Here is a 16171-nt window from a genome sequence, read left to right as displayed (position 1 = left end):
CTCCCCCGCGCCGGCCTGCGTGCCCGCGGGCTGCAGCCATGAAGCAGCTGGCCCTGGACATTGGCCTGGCGACGGGCCCGACCCTGGCGCGTTTCTTTGCCGGCCCCAACGAGGCCGCGCTGCAGCACCTGCGGCTGTGGGTGGGGGAGGGCCACCAGCCGGGCACCCGTTCGCCGGTTCCCACGTACCTGTGGGGCGAGGCCGGCAGCGGCAAGACCCACCTGCTGCGGGCGGTGCACCAGGCCTTGAGTGACCAGGGAGCCAGCGTCGGCTGGCTCGATGCGTCGGTGGCCGCGCCCACAGAGTTTGATGAGCGCTGGACCGCCGTGGTCATGGACGATGTGCACCTGTACAGCACCGCCCAGCAGGCCATGGCCTTCAACTGGTTTGTGAACGCCATCAGTCCCGCCAGCGGCATGCCACGCGGGGTGCTTGCTGCGGGCAACCTACCGCCGGCCGACCTGCCACTGCGCGACGACCTGCGCACCCGCCTGGGCTGGGGCCATGTGTTCCAGCTGCAGCTGCTCGATGAAACTGCCCGCCGCGCGGTGCTGCGCCAGGAGGCCGATGCCCGGGGCGTGTTCCTGGGCGACGAGGTGATGGATTTCATGCTCAACCGTTTTTCGCGCGACCTGGGCAGCCTCATGCAGTTGCTGGACCAGCTCGATGCCTATGCGTTGCGCACCCAGCGCGCCATCACCATCCCCTTGCTCAAGGCCATGCTCGAATCGGAATGATGCCGCCATCCGGTGCGCCTCCCCTTTTGCCCTTTTTGTGAATCTGAATGACCTCTGATCCCCGCCGCCCGCGGCTTGCGCTGTTCGACCTGGACCATACGCTGCTGCCCATTGACTCCGACTACGAGTGGGGCGAGTTCACCATCCGCATCGGCTGGAACGATCCCGTGGAGTTCGCGCGCCGCAACGACGAGTTCTATGCCCATTACCAGGCCGGCACGCTCGATGTGCACGACTATGTGCGGTTTGCCACCGAGGCCGTGCGCCAGCGCGGCCCCGAGGCCGCCGCCGCCGCCCATGCGCAGTTCATGCGCGAGGTGATCGAGCCGGCCATCCAGCCGCAGGCGCGCGCGCTGCTGCGCCAGCACCAGGCGGCTGGCGATGACGTGCTCATCATCACCGCCACCAACGAGTTCGTGACGCGGCCCATCGCCCAGGCCCTGGGCGTGCCAGAATTGCTGGCCATGCGGCTGGCCCGGGATGCGCAGGGCTGGTACACGGGCGAGATCGACGGCATTCCCACCATGCGCGAAGGCAAGGTGCGGCGCATGGAACAATGGCTGGCCGAGCGGCGGCTCTCCTGGAGCGATGTCGAGAGCACCTTCTACAGCGACTCCATGAACGACGTGCCACTGCTGGAGAAGGTGAACCACCCCGTCGCCACCAACCCCGACCCGCGCCTGCGTGCGCTGGCCCAGGAGCGCGGCTGGCGCATACTGGACCTGTTCACGGCCTCTGCCAGCCAGGCTGCCTCCTGACACCTGTGCTCCGGCACCCCTGACTACCCATTACCCATGATCAAGAAGTTCATCGACAAGCTGCTCGGCAAATCCACGCCTGGCGCCTCGGGCGGCAAGCCCCATTTCGGCAAGCGCGTAGAGGTACCCGCCAGCGTGCATGGCATCAACCCCGAACTGGTGGATCGCCGCGCCGCCGACGTGGTGGCCACGCTCAAGCAGGCGGGTTTTGAGGCCTACATCGTGGGCGGCGCCGTGCGCGACCTGCTGCTGGGCCTGCGCCCCAAGGACTTTGACGTGGCCACCAACGCCACGCCCGAGCAGGTCAAGGGGTTGTTCCGGCGCGCCTTCATCATCGGCAAGCGTTTTCGCATCGTGCACGTGGTGCATGGCCGGGGGCGCGAGCACGAGGTGATCGAGGTGTCCACCTTCCGCGCCTACCTCGACAACGCTGCGGCAGGCCAGGTCAGTGGCAACGAGAAGACCAGCAAGGCCCAGCTGTCGGGCATGCAGCATGCCGTGGACGCCAGCGGCCGCGTGTTGCGCGACAACGTCTGGGGCCCGCAGGACGAAGACGCCACGCGCCGCGACTTCACCGTGAACGCCATGTACTACGACCCGGTCAGCCAGGTGGTGGTGGACTACCACAAGGGCCTGCAGGACGCCAAGAAGAAGACGCTGCGCATGATTGGCGACCCGGCCACGCGTTACCGCGAAGACCCCGTGCGCATCATCCGCGCCGTGCGCTTTGCGGCCAAGCTCAGCCCGCTGGGCTTCAGCATCGACGCCAAGACCGCTGCGCCGCTGGTGCAGTCGCAGGCCCTGCTGGCCGAGGTGCCGCAAAGCCGCATGTTCGATGAAATGCTCAAGCTGCTGCAAACGGGGCACGCCATCGCCACCATCGAGCAGCTCAAGAAGCTGGGCATGGCCACAGGCATCTACCCGCTGCTGGACGTGGTGGTGGAGCGCGCCGACACGCCCTTCGTGAAGGCAGCCCTCACCGACACCGACCGCCGCGTCGGCGAAGGCAAGCCCGTGGCCCCCAGCTTCCTGCTGGCCTGCGTGCTGTGGGACGACGTGCACAAGGGCTGGACGGAGCGCCAGAACCAGCGCCAGCACCCGCTGCCGGCGCTGCAGGATGCGATCGATGACGTGTTCGACCGGCGCATTGGCGACGTGTCGGGCCGCGGCAAGCTGGCCGCCGACATGCGCGAGATCTGGGTCATGCAGCCGCGCTTTGAAAAGCGTGTGGGCAACGGCCCCTTTGGCATGGTCGCCCAGCTGCGCTTTCGCGCCGGATTCGACTTCTTGCGCCTGCGTGCCGACGTGGGCGAAGTCGAGGAAGCCCTGGCCGAATGGTGGCAGGACTTCCAGAACGCCAGCGATGACCGCCGCGACGACCTGATGGACCAGGCCCGCGAAGAGCAGAAGGCGCGCCAGAAGGCCCAGCCCGTGGTCAAGCGGGTGCCGCGCGCTGCACCGGCAGCCGGGGCGGCGCCCCGTGCTGCGGCGGCTGGCGCTGCACCGTTGCCCGACGATGCTGCGCCGCTGGCCGATGGCGATGCGCCCAAGAAGCGCCGTCGCCGCCGTCGCAAGCCGGGGGGTGGCAATGGCGAAGGCGCTGCCTCCGCAGCCGCCGGCGAATAAGCTTTGCTGATGCAGGCTGCTGGCCCGCCCGTGGCCCCTGCGATTCCTGCGGCCGTGTCGGCCTGGATCGGCCTCGGGGCCAACCTGGGCGATCGGCAGGCCACCTTGCGCGCCGCGCTGGCCGCCGTGGCGGGCTTGCCGGGCACGCGCGTGCAGCGCATCTCGTCCCTTTACCGCAGCGCGCCCGTGGATGCGGGCGGGCCCGACTATCTGAATGCCGTGGTGCAGGTGGAGACCTCCCTGGCGCCCCATACCTTGCTGGCGCAGCTGCAGGCGATCGAGCAGGCGGCCGGGCGCGAGCGGCCCTACCGCAATGCACCGCGCACGCTGGACCTGGACATCCTGCTCTATGGCGACCAGGTGATCGATACCCCCACGCTCACGGTGCCGCACCCGCGCATGCCCGAGCGTGCCTTTGTGCTGCGCCCCCTGGCCGAACTGGCGCCCCAGCGGGTGCCGGCGCACCTGCTGGCAGCCGTGGCGGCGCAGCGTATCGAACGCATCGCGGAATCCGCCTGGGTGGATGCCCAGGGGTGACGTGCGGTGGGCGCGTGGACGCATCCAGGCGAAATCCATGGGGTATTGATGCATCTTTGCGTGCCTGGCGTGCAGCGTTAAGGTCGGCTTAAGTGGTCGTGCGGCAGACTCTCGCGTTGCCCAATTTCCATGGGCCAGGAATGTCTTGTGAACCATTTTTTTCTCGCCCAGGAGTCGGTCGCGCCGCCGGGCGGTTCTGTCGAGGTCGCGGCTGCTGACAGGGGGGAGGGGCCGCGCCCGCTGACGTCGATCTCCTGCGTCGTGCCTTGCTACAACGAAGCCGATAACCTGGAGCGCCTGCTGCCGCGATTGAGCGCTGCCTTGGCCATGCTCGCGCCGCAATGGGAAATCGTGCTGGTGGACGACGGCAGCACCGACGCCACCAGCGCGCGCATGGCCCAATGGACACGCCAGCCGGGCGTGCGTGCATTGCAGCTGTCGCGCAATTTCGGCAAGGAGGCTGCGCTCACGGCGGGCCTGCAGGCGGCTGCCGGTCAGGTCGTTGTGATGATGGATTCCGATCTGCAGCATTCGCCCGCCTTGCTCGATACCTTCGTGCGGCACTGGCGCGCGGGGGCCGATGTGGTGTACGCCGTGCGCGAGCACCGCGATGATGAGAGCGGCTTCAAGCGCCTGGGCGTGTACTGGTTCTACCGCCTCCTCAACGGGGCTGATCGCTTCGAGGTGCCGGCCGGCGCTGGCGATTTCCGGCTCATGGACCGCAAGGTGGTCAAGGCGCTGCTCGCACTGCCCGAGCGCAACCGTTTCATGAAGGGGCTGTACGCCTGGGTGGGCTTCGAGTCGGTGGCCGTGCCCTATGTGCCGGACGCGCGCGCCCATGGCCAGAGCCATTTCAACCCGCTGCGGATGGTGCGCCTGGCGCTGGATGGCCTCACGGCCTTCACGGTCTGGCCGCTGCGCGCGGTGAGCGGATTGGGCTTTGTGCTGGCACTGGCGGCGTTTGGCTATGGCGCTTACCTCAGCTTGGACTATCTGCTGTACGGCCACGATGTGAGTGGCTGGACCACCATCGTCGTGAGCCTGATGCTGTTCGCGGGCATCCAGCTGGTGTCGCTGGGCGTGGTGGGCGAGTACGTGGGCCGCATCTACGAAGAGGTCAAGCGGCGGCCGCTGTACGTGGTCCAGCGCCAACTTGGACAGGGCCTGCGGGAGGACGCATGACCGTGCAGGCCCAGCGACCGGCCTGGCGCGACGGCCTGGCCGTGCTGGCGCTCATCCTGGCCTGGCTGGCGGCCACGGCCTGGATGCGCCCATTGATGCTGCCCGACGAGGGCCGCTATGCCACCGTGGCCTGGGAAATGCTGCGTTCGGGCGACTGGTTGACGCCCACGCTCAACGGGCTGCCGTTCTTTCACAAGCCGCCGCTTTTCTACTGGATCACGGGCGCCGCGCTGTCCGTGCTGGGGCCCTCCGAGATGGCAGCGCGTGCTGCGTCCCTTGCGGGGGCCACGCTGGGGGCGTTGTCGCTGTATCTTTTCACGCGCCGCTGGTGCGGCCCGCAGGCTGCGCGCCGGGCTTTGTGGGTATTGCTGGTGCAACCGCTGTTCTATGTCGGCGGCCAGTTTGCCAACCTCGACATGCTTGTGGCGGGCTGCATCACGGCCACCATCCTGGCGCTGGCGCACGCGGCATTGTGCTTCGAACAGGGGCAGCCGCACCGCCGTGTGCTGCTGCTGGCCTATGGCCTGGCGGCGCTGGGTGTGCTGGCCAAGGGGCTGATCGGCTTTGTGATACCGACCATGGTCGTCGGCCTCTGGCTCGTTCTGCGCAGGCGCTGGCGCACGGTGCTGGCGCTGCTGTCCCTGCCGGGCCTGGCCGTGTTCCTGCTGGTGGCCGCCCCCTGGTTCGTGGCCATGCAGCAGCGCTTTGACGGCTTCGTGCATTATTTTTTTGTGGTGCAGCATTTCCAGCGTTTCGCTGCGGACGGATTCAACAACGTGCAGCCGTTCTGGTTCTACCCCGTGGTGGTGGTGGTGTGCAGCCTGCCGGGCATCTTGTGGGCGCGCCCGCTGTTGGCGCGTGGCTATTTCACGGCCAGTGCGCCGCGCAGTGAAGTGCGATGGCTCATGGTGCTGGCGGTGGGCTGTGTGCTGCTGTTCTTCTCGCTACCGCAGTCCAAGCTGGTGGGCTACATCCTGCCCGCTGTGCCACCGCTGGCGTGGCTGATCGCCGATGCCAGCGTGGTCTCTGGCGATTCCAGCGTGCGCCGGCGCTGGTGGTGGGCCACGCTGGTGCTCAGCGCCCTGCTGGGGCTGGCCGTGGTGGTCGGGCTCGCGCTGGACCAGCACCATTCCAGGCGCAGCCTGGGCCTTGCGCTGCGCGCGCAGCATCAGCCCGGGGTGCCGGTCTTCATGCTCAATACCTACCTTTATGACGTGCCGTTCTACGCGCGCCTGCAGGAGCCTGTGCACGTGGTGGATGACTGGCGCAACCCCGAGATCGCACGGCGCGACAACTGGCGCAAAGAGATTGCCGACGCGGGCCAGTTCGCCCCCGATGTGGCGGCGCGGCTGCTGTTGACACCCGAGGCTTTACCCCAGGCCCTGTGTCGCCAATCCGTGAGCTGGGTGATAGCGGCGCAGGATCAGCGCGGGCGCTACCCTTTTCTGGCGCAGACCGAGGCGGTGTACACGGCAAACGGTGAAACGCTCTGGCGCATCGATTCGCGCCAAGGCGCGCAGTTCACTGCCCTGAACTGTGCAGGAACGCCCAATGGCGACTGAGCAGGTAAGTCGCCCCGGCCACGCCGATGAGCACGCCGGCCAGCAGAACGTCGTAGCGGGCGCTGGTCCAGTGCAGCAACAAGGCGTAGAGGGTTTCGTTGATCAGGAAGCCGCCCGCCGAAATGCTGAAAAAGCGCAAGCCTGCGCGGCCCACGGAGTTGCTATGCCCGCGAAAGCTGAGCCGGTGGTGGCCGGTGAACGACACGCCCAGGGCCACAAGCCAGCCGACCACGTTGGCCAGCAGCGGTGCCCAGCCACCCAGGGCCACCAAAGCGGTGGCCACGCTCCAATGCACGGCGGCGGCGGCGCAACCGACCACGACGAACCAGCCGACGTGGCCCCGTTGTCGATGGCGGCGGTGCAGGATGGGGCGGGAGTGGGTCAGGCGATGCATGGGGCGCAGCAGCATAGCAGCTGGCGCCGCATCAGTGTGTGCGTGGACGATTTTGGCCTGAATCCGGGCATCAACCAGGCGGTGCTGGCGCTCGCACACCAGGGGCGCGTACAGGCGGTGTCCTGCATGGTGGGCGGGCCTGCCTGGGCCGAGGGCGCACAGGCACTGCGTGCCCTGGACCACTGTCGCGTGGAGGCGGGCCTGCATCTGGACCTGACCGAATGCCCGCTGCAGCCCGCGTTGTGCCAGCCCCTGGGGCGCCTGATTGCGCGGGCCTATTTGCACCGGCTGGATATTCCAGCGCTGCGCACCGAAATCCGTGCCCAGCTGGACGCCTTTGAGCAGGCCATGGGCCGTGCGCCCGCGTATGTCGACGGCCACCAGCATGTGCACCAGTTGCCCATGGTGCGTACCCTGCTGCTGCAAGAGCTGGCGCGTCGCTACCCGGCGGGCGGGCTGTGGCTGCGCGCCACCCGCAGCCCGCAGGGCGTGGCGCATGCCGATGCCCGCACGGGCTTCAAAAGCCATGTGATTGCGTCTCTGGGAGGGCGGGCGTTGTCTGCGCTGGCCCGGCGCCAGGGGCTGCGGCAAAACGCACGCTTGCTCGGGGTGTACGACTTCACCGGGGGAGCGCCGGCATACTGTGCGCGGCTGGAGCGCTGGCTGCATGCCGCGCGCGATGGCGACCTGCTCATGTGCCACCCAGGCCTGCCGACTCAGGCCCCCGATGTGCTGGCGGCCGCGCGGCAGGATGAGTGGGCCGTGCTCAGCGCCCCGGGATGGGCGGACGCGTTGGCCGCCGCAGGCGTGCGCCTGCAACCCATGGGCCAGATTTTGGGGTGACTGCCATTCAATAAACAGCTTGTGCCAGCTTCGCTGGTCAGCGCTGTCGGCATGTTTGGCCCAGAGTTTCCGGGGTATTGCCGTTGGCGGCGCCGGGCTGGACGAATCGCGGTCAATCCACCTTGGCGCCCGAGGCCTTCACCAGTTGCTGGTACTTGGCGCGCTCGCTGGCCATGAAGGCGTCGAACTGCTCGGGCGTGGTGGGCACGGGTTCGGCCAGCAGGGTGCCAAAGCGGGTCTTGGTTTCGGGCGCATTGAGCGCTGCCACGAAGGCCTTGTTCAGCTTGGCGATCACCGGCCCGGGCGTGCCGGCGGGGGCCACCAGGCCCCACCAGGTGTCGATAGCAAAGCCCTTGAAGCTGCTGGACAGCGGCGGCACGCCGGGCAGGGCGGGGCTGGCCTGCAGGCTGGTCACGGCCAGGGCCTTGAGCTTGCCGGCGCGGATGTTGGGCGCGGCGGTGGCGAGGTTGTCGATGTTGAAGTCCACCTCGCCGCTCAGCAGGGCCAGCTGGGCCGGGTTGCCGCCCCGGTAGGGGATGTGCAGGGCAAAGATGCCGGCACGCTGCTTGAACATCTCGCCCGCCAGGTGGCCCGCGCTGCCGTTGCCGCCACTGCCGTAGTTGAGCTTGGCCGGGTTGGCCTTAGCGTAGGCGATCAGGTCGGCCACGCTGTTGATCTTGAGCTGCGCCGCCTTTTCGGCGTTCATGACCAGCACATTGGGCACGCGCACCATCTGGGTGATGCCGGCAAAGTCCTTGGCCGCGTCGTAGGGCATCTTGGCGTACAGCCAGGGGTTCACGGCATGCGTGGCGGTCGCGGCGATGCCGATGGTCAGGCCATCAGGCGCCGCCTTGGCGATGGCGTCGGCGCCGATGTTGCCGCCGGCGCCGCCCTTGTTGTCGATGATCACCGTGCCCAGTGATTCGCGCACCCGCTCGGCCAGCGCGCGCGCCGTGATGTCCAGCGGGCCGCCGGGGGCGTAGGGCACGATCAGGCGGATGGGCGCGCCTGCGTCCTGCGCCAGGGCCAGGGAAGAAGAGAAAACCGCTGCGGCAGCGGCACTTGCGAAGAGGATGTTTCGGCGGTTCATGGCCCCATTGTGCAAAAAATGGAACCGCCATTGCGCAAAAAAGGCCGCGGGCCGGTGCGGTGCGCACCCTGCCGGCGGCCTGCATTGGCGCGCACCGGGGGGTGTTCAGCCGTGCTTGTCGGCCTCGGAGGTGAACGAATCGGCAAAGAACTCCTCGGGCGGCAGGCCGCGCTCTGCGCTGTAGGCGGCGCGCGCCGAGTCCACCACGATGGGCGCGCCACAGGCATACACCTGGTGGCCCGAGAGGTCGGCAAAGTCCTGCAGCACGGCCTGGTGCACAAAGCCGGTGCGGCCCGTCCAGCCATCCTCGGGCAGGGCATCGGACACCACGGGCACGTAGGTGAGGTGGGGCATTTGCGCGGCGTGCGCCAGCATCCAGTCATGCAGGTACAGATCGCCCGGCCGGCGGCCACCCCAGTACAGCGTGGTGGGGCGTGTGATGCCCTTGAACTGCATGTGCTCGATCAGTGCCTTGATGGGGGCAAAGCCGGTGCCCGATGCCAGCAGCACGATGGGCTTGTCCACATCCTCGCGCAGGAAGAAGCTGCCGAACGGGCCTTCGATGCGCAGGATTTCCTTTTCCTTCAGGGCGCCGAACACATGGTCGGTGAATTTTCCGCCCGGCATGTGGCGGATGTGCAGCTCCAGCCCCGGTGCCTCGGCCTGGGTGTGCGGGGCATTGGCCATGGAGTAGGCCCGGCGCGCGCCATCACGCAGGATGAACTCGATGTATTGCCCTGCGTGGTAGCGGAAGGTGTCGGCGGCGGGCAGCTGCAGGCGTAGCTGCATGACATCGTGTGATTTTTTCTCGAAGGTGGTCACGCGCACGGGCAACTTCTTGACGGGGTAGGCGCTTTCGTCGGTGACCTGGCGCGATTCGAGCACCACGTCGGTCAAGGGATGGGCGCAGCAGGTCAGCACGAAGCCCGCGGCTTCCTCGTCGGCCGTCAGGGCCTTGGACTGGTGCTCGCCATGGTGCACGGCGCCGCTGATCTTCTTGCACTTGCACGAGCCACAGGCACCGTCCTTGCAGCCGTAGGGCAGGCCCACGCCGCTGCGGATGGCCGCCGCCAGGATGGCTTCGCCGGCATGGGTGCTGAAAGCGCGGCCGCTGGGCTGGATGGTGATCTGGAATGCTGCGTTGGCAGTCTCGGTGCGGGTCATGGGGTGGGTATCCTTGGGCTATTCTTCCAATTGTCTTCAAACGAATGGCCCCGATTTTGCCTTTAGTACCTGATCGTCCCCTTAAGGCCTGCCGCCGCGTGGGGCTGCCGTGCATGCCTGCTGCGTGCCCGCGCCACGGTGTGCGCAACCCCCGTTCCTGGCAGGGGGCTGCATGAGCACCGTGTCCCTGACCAGCGGCCTGGGCGCGCTGCCGTCCCGGTTTCGCCGCGAGCGCCTGCTGATCGTGGGCTATGGCGATGTGGGCCAGCGCGTGGCGTGCAATCTGCTCACCGGCCCGGGGGCGCAGCGCCTGCGTGTGCTGGCGCTCACCTCCCAGGCCGAACGCGTGGGCAGCCTGCGTGCGCAGGGGGTGGTGCCGCTGGTGGGCAATCTGGACCACGCTGCCACGCTGCGCCGCCTGTCGGGCCTGGCCACGCGGGTGCTGCACCTGGCTCCGCCACCGGGCGAGGGCGGTGGGGGCGCAGCCTGGTGGCGCGATCCGCGCACGCTGGCCCTGGCCCGGGCCTTGCGGCTGCGCGGCCTGCCCATGTCGCTGGTGTATGCCTCGACCAGCGGCGTGTATGGCGACTGTGCGGGCGCCCGCGTGCCCGAAACCCGCACCGTGGCCCCAGGCACGCCCCGGGCCCAGCGCCGCGTGGATGCCGAACGTGCCGTGCGCCACCTGGGGCGTGCGGGCGTGCGCGCCAGCATCCTGCGCATCCCCGGCATCTACGCGCCCGACCGCGAGGGCGGGACGCCCGAGGCGCGGCTGCGCAAGGGCACCCCCGTGCTGGTGGCGCAGGACGACGTGTACACCAACCACATCCACGCGGACGACCTGGCGCGGGCCTGCCTGGCGGCGCTGTGGCGGGGCCGGCCGCAGCGGGTCTACAACGCCAGCGATGCCAGCGACATGAAGATGGGCGACTATTTCGACCTGGCAGCCGACCTGTATGGCCTGCCGCGCCCGCCCAGGGTGCCGCGCAGCACGGCGCAGGATGCGCTGCCGGTGATGCTGCTGAGTTTCATGAGCGAATCACGCCGGCTCGACAACCAGCGCCTGCTGGGCGAACTGGGCCTGCGGCTGCGCTATCCCACCGTGGCAGAGGGGTTGCGCGCCTGACCTGCACCGGGGCGGCGTTCAGCGCGGGTAGCTGTTGCCCTGGCTGTCGTAACAGCGGAACACGTTGCACTGCGTGATTCTGCGCGGTGGCGGTGGTGGTGCAGGCCGGGTGTAGACCGGATGGTGCGGCGGAACCAGCACCACTGCAGGCGAGGTCTGCGCCCGGGCCGCGCGGGCTTTTTCCAGTTCGGCATAGGCCTCGGGGCCCAGGCAGTCCAGGTCCACCTGGCGCTGCGCGGTTTCGACGCGCAGGTTCTGGTCATAGCTGCCGCTGGCGCTGCTGACGACCACATCGAGGTTGCGGCGCGAGCGGACGCATTCGGCGGACCGTGCGTAGTCCTGTGGGCGCGCTGCTGAGCGGGCGGTGCGCTCCGCCTGCTCGCGTTCACGCCGGGCGTCGCGGTCGGCGTCGATTTGCCGGGTGGCCGCTTCGGCCTGCCGTTGCTGCTGCTTGCGTGCCAGGGCCTCGGCAGCCTGGTCGCGCTCCCGCTGGATTTCTTGCGCGGTCTTGCGGGGCTCGACCTCGCGCACCGTTGCGGCGCCCGCGCAGGCACCGTCGGTGTAGGTGACCTGCCCGGTGCGCGCATCGGTGCAGCGCAGCACCTGCGCCTGCGCGGCCAGACACAGCAGCGCCACACCGGTGACCAGGCAGTTGCGCACCAGTGGCATGGCAGGTACTTTCACAGGTTCTCCGTTTTCAGTTGTCCTGTCCACGCGGGGCGTCGCTTCTCCCGCGGGGGTGGTCCGGGCGATTTTGGCGCGGCTCCTGGTCCCGGCGGGCTTCATCGCGCTGGGCCTGCACGCCACGCTGGTGCTGCTCGCGTTGGACCTGCTCGCGCTGGGCCTGTTCACGGCGGGCCTGGTCGCGGGCCTGATTGCGTTCCCAGTCCCGCCGGGCATCCTGCTCGCGGCGGGCATCCTGGGCCTGGCGGGCTTCGCGCTCGCGCCGGGCCTCCCGGTCACGCAGGGCTTCGCGCTCACGGTGTGCCTCGCGCTCGCGCTGGGCCCGCTCGCGTTCGCGCCAGTCATTGCGGTCGTCGTACCTGCGTCCGTAGTAGCCGGGCGGCGGGGCCACCGGGTAGCCGTAGACGGCAGCAGGACTGCCGTAGATGTAGGTGGACTGTTCGTACACGCCGTAGCCGATGGGCTGCGGCGTGTAGTAAGGGTCGCCAGGAACCACGGCGCAGCCCGTGGCCAGCGCGGCGAGCGCCAAGGCGGAAACAAGACGGGCAGGTAGGTGTGTCATGGTGATCAGACTCTGGCGGTGCACAACGCGTTCCGTGCGCTGCGTAAAGCCCTTGAAAAGCGCCCCGGCGGGGCGTTACAAATTGGCCGCCGGTACCCTCCATTAGACGCCCGAGCATGCCATTTGGTTGACCTGGCACCGCGGCCCCTGCCGGCGCGACCCGTCTGCATGGCGTGGTGAAACCCGGGTAATCCCGGTCGGGGTGCCAGAAAAAGTCTGAAAAACGCTATTTTTGTATAGCTATCAGCGCTTTTGGGGCATGCGATGGAGTCGGTTTTCATGGCGAATTGGCTTGATTTTCCAACTCTGCGGGCAGCGCCGGCCGGATGGTATCCGCCAGGTCTTCCGCCACACACTTGCTTACATGGCCGTCCGTACCGACATTGTGCGCACGGTCTTCGATATCTTGCCGCACTGCTTCTGCAGCTTCCCGCCTCGTTATCCGTTTGAATGCAAAACCGTATCAGTCCCGTGCCCCTGGTACTTGGCGCAGGTACTGGTGCAGCGCGCTGATGGCCTGGCGAACCTTGGCGGGCTGCGCATCGCGCTGGGGTGTGACGGCCCAGATGTCCAGCGTGCCGAACGACCAACCGGGCAACAGCCGTACGAGCCGCCCGGCCTGCAGCGCATGGTGCGCATCCATGCTGCCCACCAGCGCCATGCCCAGCCCCGCCTCGCACATCTGCTGGATGGAGAGCTGGTTGTTGCTGGCGATGCGGGGCTCCACGCGCAGCATGTGCGGCTCGCCCATGGGGCTGTGCAGATCGACCAGCAGTTCGCTGTGGTCGCGTGCCAGCCCCAGCCAGCTATGGGCCAGCAGGGCGTCGGGGTGCTGGGGCATGCCATGGGCCGCCACCCAGTCGGGCGATGCGCACAGCCACCACTGCATGCCGCACAGGCGCCGAGCCGCCCAAGTGGAGTCCTGCAGGCGCCCGAAGCGCACGGCCAGGTCGATGCGGGCGTTGATGAGGTCGATGGGCGCATCGTCCACCAGCAGCCGCAGCCGCAGTGCCGGATGGGCGGCCAGCAAGTCGCCCAGGGCCGGTGCGACGTGGCGCGCGAAGCCCACGGGGGCCGACAGGCGCAGCTCGCCGCTGGGGGCATCGCGCGCGGCGGCGAGTTCGGCACGCGCGTGTTCGGCGGCGGCACACATGGCCGCACAGCGGGCGTGGTAGCGCTGCCCCGCCTCGGTGAGTGCCAGCTTGCGGGTGGAGCGGTGCAGCAGCGTCACCCCGCCATCGCTTTCCAGTTTGCGCACCTGCTGGCTCACGGCAGACGTGCTCATGCCCAAAGCGCGGGCCGCCCCGCTCATCGAGCCGTGCTGCACCACGGCGGCAAACACGGCCATGCGTTTGAGGTCTTCCATGCGAATTATGGCTGGATTGTGAAGTTTAACTTCAAATAGAAGGCGATTTTTGCCATCTAGCTCAGGTTATGACAACCTTTTATTCTCACTCCATCGCCACTTCTTGTGAATGAGGAACCGTTATGAACATCGCCCTGATTGGTGCCACCGGCTTTGTCGGCTCGGCCGTGCTGAATGAACTGCTGCAGCGCGGCCACTGCGTGACCGTGCTGGCCCGCCATCCGGCTAAGCTCACTGCCCGCGAGGGCCTCACGGTGGTCGCCGCCGACGCACGGGACGCCGACCAGGTGGCCAAGGCCGCCGCTGGCCATGATGCCGTGGTCAGTGCCTACAACCCCGGCTGGAGCAACCCCGACATCCACGACGAATTCCTCAAGGGCACCCGCGCCATCATTGACGGCACCAAACAGGCCGGCGTGCGCCGGCTGCTGGTGGTGGGCGGTGCGGGCAGCCTTTTTGTGGCGCCCGGCGTGCAGCTGGTGGACACGCCCCAGTTCCCCGCCGAATGGAAGCAGGGCGCCCTGGCCGCGCGCGAGGCCCTGAACTGGATCCGCACCGAAAACACGCTGGACTGGACCTTCCTCTCGCCCCCCATCCTGCTGCAGCCCGGCGAGCGCACCGGCCAGTACCGCGTGGGCGGCGAGGCGCCGCTGATGAATGGCGAGCAGCCCGGCGGCATCAGCGTGGCCGACCTGGCGGTGGCCATCGTGGACGAGCTGGAAACGCTGCGCCATGTGCAAAAGCGGTTCACGGTAGCGAACTGAGGGCCAGCGCAGGGCGCGTGGCGGTCTGCGCGTATGCTCTGCGCCTTTTTCCGTATTCTTGCGCCCCATGACCGACTTCCACGACGACACCCCCACGCCCATCCAGGAACCGCGCCGGTGGAGCGACGGCCGCTGGACGGCGCAGGTCATCAAGAACGAGGACGACGATGGCTGGGCCGTGGCCATGACGCTGCAGGGCGAGGCCGAGCCCGCGCTGGTGGGCCCGTGGACCATGGGGCGTGACAAGAAGAACCCCAAGCCGCTGGATGTATCGGCCTTCAACACCCTGGTGAAAACGGCCAGCGAGGTGCTGCGCCGCCACGAGCAGCAGCTGCATGCGCAGCTCAACAAGAGCGTCACCATCACCGTGCAGGGCGAGCGCCTGCGTGTGGCCCTGGCCATCGTGCCCGACGAGGAGGGCGCCACCGCCACCCTGAGCGCGCACAATGCCTTGGGTGAAGAGCTGGCGCGGGTTCCGGTGCCGCCCAGTTTCCAGCTCACCGCCGCCCGCGCCACGGACTGGGCCGAGAGCGGGTTTGAGCGGCCGCGCTGAAAATCGATGCTGCCGTTGCCGGCCAATCGGGCGGCAGCCTGGTGCAGCCTCCACCCGCGCTGCGCTGCAGTGCGTGAAAGCGCCTTGGCTGCCATGAAAAATATGGCATCAAGCGCATGACCTGATGGCGCTATAGGCTGTCTTCTTGCCGGTCTGTGCTTTGCCGGGCCATGCGGGCAACGGAGGGCATGGCCGGTTCTTTCACATCCTCAGTCCAGGCTGAGCTTTTGCTTGGCCACCACATCCTTGTACACCGCCAGTTCCTCGCGCATCTGGCGGGCGAAGGCTTCGGGGGTGTCGGCCATGATGATGGAGCCGGTTTCCTCGATGCGCTTGCGGATGGCGGGGTCCTGCAGCACCTTGCGGGTGGCGGCGTTGATCCTGTCCACGATGTCCCTGGGCAGGCCCTTGGGGCCGATGAGGCCGTAGTAGGCCATGCGGTTCACGCTTTCCAGGCCCACTTCCTTGAAGGTGGGCACGTCGGGCAGGGCGGGCACGCGCTGTGGTGCGGCCACCACCAGCGCCGTGAGGCGCTTTTCCTTGATGAAGGGCAGGGCCGAAGGCAGGTTGTCGAAAATCAGCGGCACCTGGCCGGCCACGGCGTCGTTGAGGGCGGGGCCCGAGCCGCGGTAGGGCACATGCACCATGAAGGTCTGGGTGCTCAGCTTGAACATCTCCATCATCAGGTGCGTGATGCTGCCGTTGCCCGGCGAGGCGTAGGCGTACTTGCCGGGCTCCTTCTTCACGGCGGCCAGCATGCCCTTGTAGTCGCGGAAGGGCAGGTTGGGGTGGGCGGCGATCACGTTGGGCGTGGCGGCAATGTTGATGATGGGCGCGAAGTCGGTGGCGACGTTGTACGGGATCTTGGGGTTGATGGCCGGATTGGTGGCCGTGGTGGACACGGTGGCCATGCCCAGGTTGTAGCCGTCGGGGTTGGCGCGTGCGGTTTCGGCCGCGCCAATGCTGCCGCCGCCACCGCCCTTGTTCTCCACCACCACGGGCTGTCCCAGTTCGCGGCCCAGCGGCTCGGCCACGATGCGCGCGATCAGGTCGGTGGTGCCGCCTGCGGCAAAGGGCACGAGCAGGCGGATGGGTTTTTGCGGGTAGCTTTGTGCGTGGGCGGTGGTACCGAAAATGGCGAGGAGGCCCAGGACGAGGGCGCTGCAACGGATCATGCTTTTATCTCCTGTTGTTGAAATGGTGAAGCAGGTGGCAAGGAGCGCCGT

At 68.1% G+C, this 16171-nt stretch carries 17 protein-coding genes; 10 read left to right on the top strand and 7 right to left on the bottom strand.

Going from position 1 to position 16171, the window contains the following annotated elements:
- Positions 1-38: 38 nt before the first annotated feature.
- The 6 genes from hda to K225_RS0100510 all read left to right on the top strand — a co-directional run bounded on the left by hda (position 39) and on the right by K225_RS0100510 (position 6402).
- The gene (gene hda, locus K225_RS0100535) at positions 39-737 is read left to right on the top strand and encodes a DnaA regulatory inactivator Hda (RefSeq protein WP_026434580.1); all 699 of its coding nucleotides are present in this window, start codon (positions 39-41) and stop codon (positions 735-737) included.
- 47 nt (positions 738-784) lie between these two features.
- Positions 785-1495, top strand: a complete 711-nt coding sequence (locus K225_RS0100530) for an HAD family phosphatase (protein WP_026434579.1) — start codon at positions 785-787, stop codon at positions 1493-1495.
- Between the two features lie 36 nt (positions 1496-1531).
- Positions 1532-3121 (top strand): polynucleotide adenylyltransferase PcnB, encoded by a 1590-nt coding sequence (gene pcnB / locus K225_RS0100525; protein ID WP_026434578.1) that lies wholly within the window; start codon positions 1532-1534, stop codon positions 3119-3121.
- Between the two features lie 9 nt (positions 3122-3130).
- The gene (gene folK / locus K225_RS0100520) at positions 3131-3658 is read left to right on the top strand and encodes a 2-amino-4-hydroxy-6-hydroxymethyldihydropteridine diphosphokinase (protein ID WP_051248543.1); all 528 of its coding nucleotides are present in this window, start codon (positions 3131-3133) and stop codon (positions 3656-3658) included.
- Between the two features lie 147 nt (positions 3659-3805).
- Positions 3806-4840 carry a glycosyltransferase family 2 protein gene (locus tag K225_RS20085; RefSeq protein WP_051248567.1) on the top strand — a complete coding sequence of 345 codons (1035 nt, stop codon included), beginning with the start codon at positions 3806-3808 and terminating at the stop codon, positions 4838-4840.
- The gene (locus K225_RS0100510; protein WP_026434576.1) at positions 4837-6402 is read left to right on the top strand and encodes a glycosyltransferase family 39 protein; all 1566 of its coding nucleotides are present in this window, start codon (positions 4837-4839) and stop codon (positions 6400-6402) included. Before K225_RS20085 ends, K225_RS0100510 begins: the two co-directional genes overlap by 4 nt.
- Here K225_RS0100510 and K225_RS0100505 read toward each other — a convergent pair.
- A complete protein-coding gene (locus tag K225_RS0100505; protein WP_051248541.1) occupies positions 6362-6796 on the bottom strand; it encodes a GtrA family protein in 435 nt (144 codons plus the stop codon). The two genes, K225_RS0100510 and K225_RS0100505, sit on opposite strands and share 41 nt — an antisense overlap.
- Positions 6797-6838: 42 nt before the next feature.
- Between K225_RS0100505 and K225_RS0100500 the strand changes: the two genes are divergently transcribed.
- Complete coding sequence (locus tag K225_RS0100500) at positions 6839-7639, top strand: ChbG/HpnK family deacetylase (RefSeq protein WP_238323154.1); 801 nt, start codon at positions 6839-6841, stop codon at positions 7637-7639.
- A 112-nt stretch (positions 7640-7751) separates the two neighbouring features.
- Here K225_RS0100500 and K225_RS0100495 read toward each other — a convergent pair whose 3' ends face one another.
- Both K225_RS0100495 and K225_RS0100490 read right to left on the bottom strand, forming a co-directional pair.
- Entirely contained in the window at positions 7752-8729 is a 978-nt protein-coding gene (locus K225_RS0100495) for a tripartite tricarboxylate transporter substrate binding protein (RefSeq protein WP_026434573.1), read from the bottom strand.
- 105 nt (positions 8730-8834) lie between these two features.
- Positions 8835-9893, bottom strand: coding sequence for a CDP-6-deoxy-delta-3,4-glucoseen reductase (locus K225_RS0100490; protein WP_026434572.1), 1059 nt, complete (start codon positions 9891-9893; stop codon positions 8835-8837).
- A gap of 172 nt (positions 9894-10065) precedes the next feature.
- Here K225_RS0100490 and K225_RS0100485 point away from each other — a divergent pair, with 172 nt between their 5' ends.
- Positions 10066-11016, top strand: coding sequence for an NAD-dependent epimerase/dehydratase family protein (locus K225_RS0100485; RefSeq protein ID WP_034711451.1), 951 nt, complete (start codon positions 10066-10068; stop codon positions 11014-11016).
- Positions 11017-11034: 18 nt separating this feature from the next.
- Here K225_RS0100485 and K225_RS0100480 read toward each other — a convergent pair whose 3' ends face one another.
- From K225_RS0100480 to K225_RS0100470, 3 genes are all read right to left on the bottom strand, one after another.
- Positions 11035-11685 (bottom strand): DUF4124 domain-containing protein, encoded by a 651-nt coding sequence (locus K225_RS0100480; RefSeq protein WP_026434570.1) that lies wholly within the window; start codon positions 11683-11685, stop codon positions 11035-11037.
- A 28-nt stretch (positions 11686-11713) separates the two neighbouring features.
- Complete coding sequence (locus tag K225_RS20080; RefSeq protein WP_155885197.1) at positions 11714-12262, bottom strand: hypothetical protein; 549 nt, start codon at positions 12260-12262, stop codon at positions 11714-11716.
- Between the two features lie 463 nt (positions 12263-12725).
- Positions 12726-13628 (bottom strand): LysR family transcriptional regulator, encoded by a 903-nt coding sequence (locus tag K225_RS0100470; protein ID WP_026434569.1) that lies wholly within the window; start codon positions 13626-13628, stop codon positions 12726-12728.
- Positions 13629-13750: 122 nt separating this feature from the next.
- Between K225_RS0100470 and K225_RS0100465 the strand changes: the two genes are divergently transcribed.
- A complete protein-coding gene (locus K225_RS0100465) occupies positions 13751-14392 on the top strand; it encodes an NAD(P)-dependent oxidoreductase (protein ID WP_026434568.1) in 642 nt (213 codons plus the stop codon).
- Positions 14393-14459: 67 nt separating this feature from the next.
- Positions 14460-14945: a hypothetical protein gene (locus K225_RS0100460; protein WP_026434567.1), complete on the top strand. Its 486-nt coding sequence runs from the start codon at positions 14460-14462 to the stop codon at positions 14943-14945.
- A 209-nt stretch (positions 14946-15154) separates the two neighbouring features.
- Here K225_RS0100460 and K225_RS0100455 read toward each other — a convergent pair whose 3' ends face one another.
- On the bottom strand, positions 15155-16120 hold the full coding sequence (locus tag K225_RS0100455; RefSeq protein WP_026434566.1) for a tripartite tricarboxylate transporter substrate binding protein BugE: 966 nt from the start codon (positions 16118-16120) through the stop codon (positions 15155-15157).
- Positions 16121-16171: the final 51 nt, after the last annotated feature.

It is taken from the genome of Acidovorax sp. JHL-9 (assembly GCF_000426205.1).
Taxonomy (GTDB): Bacteria; Pseudomonadota; Gammaproteobacteria; order Burkholderiales; family Burkholderiaceae_C; genus Acidovorax; species Acidovorax soli.
The sequence above is the reverse complement of the archived record's forward strand: the minus strand, read 5'-3'. Positions and strand labels throughout refer to the sequence as shown.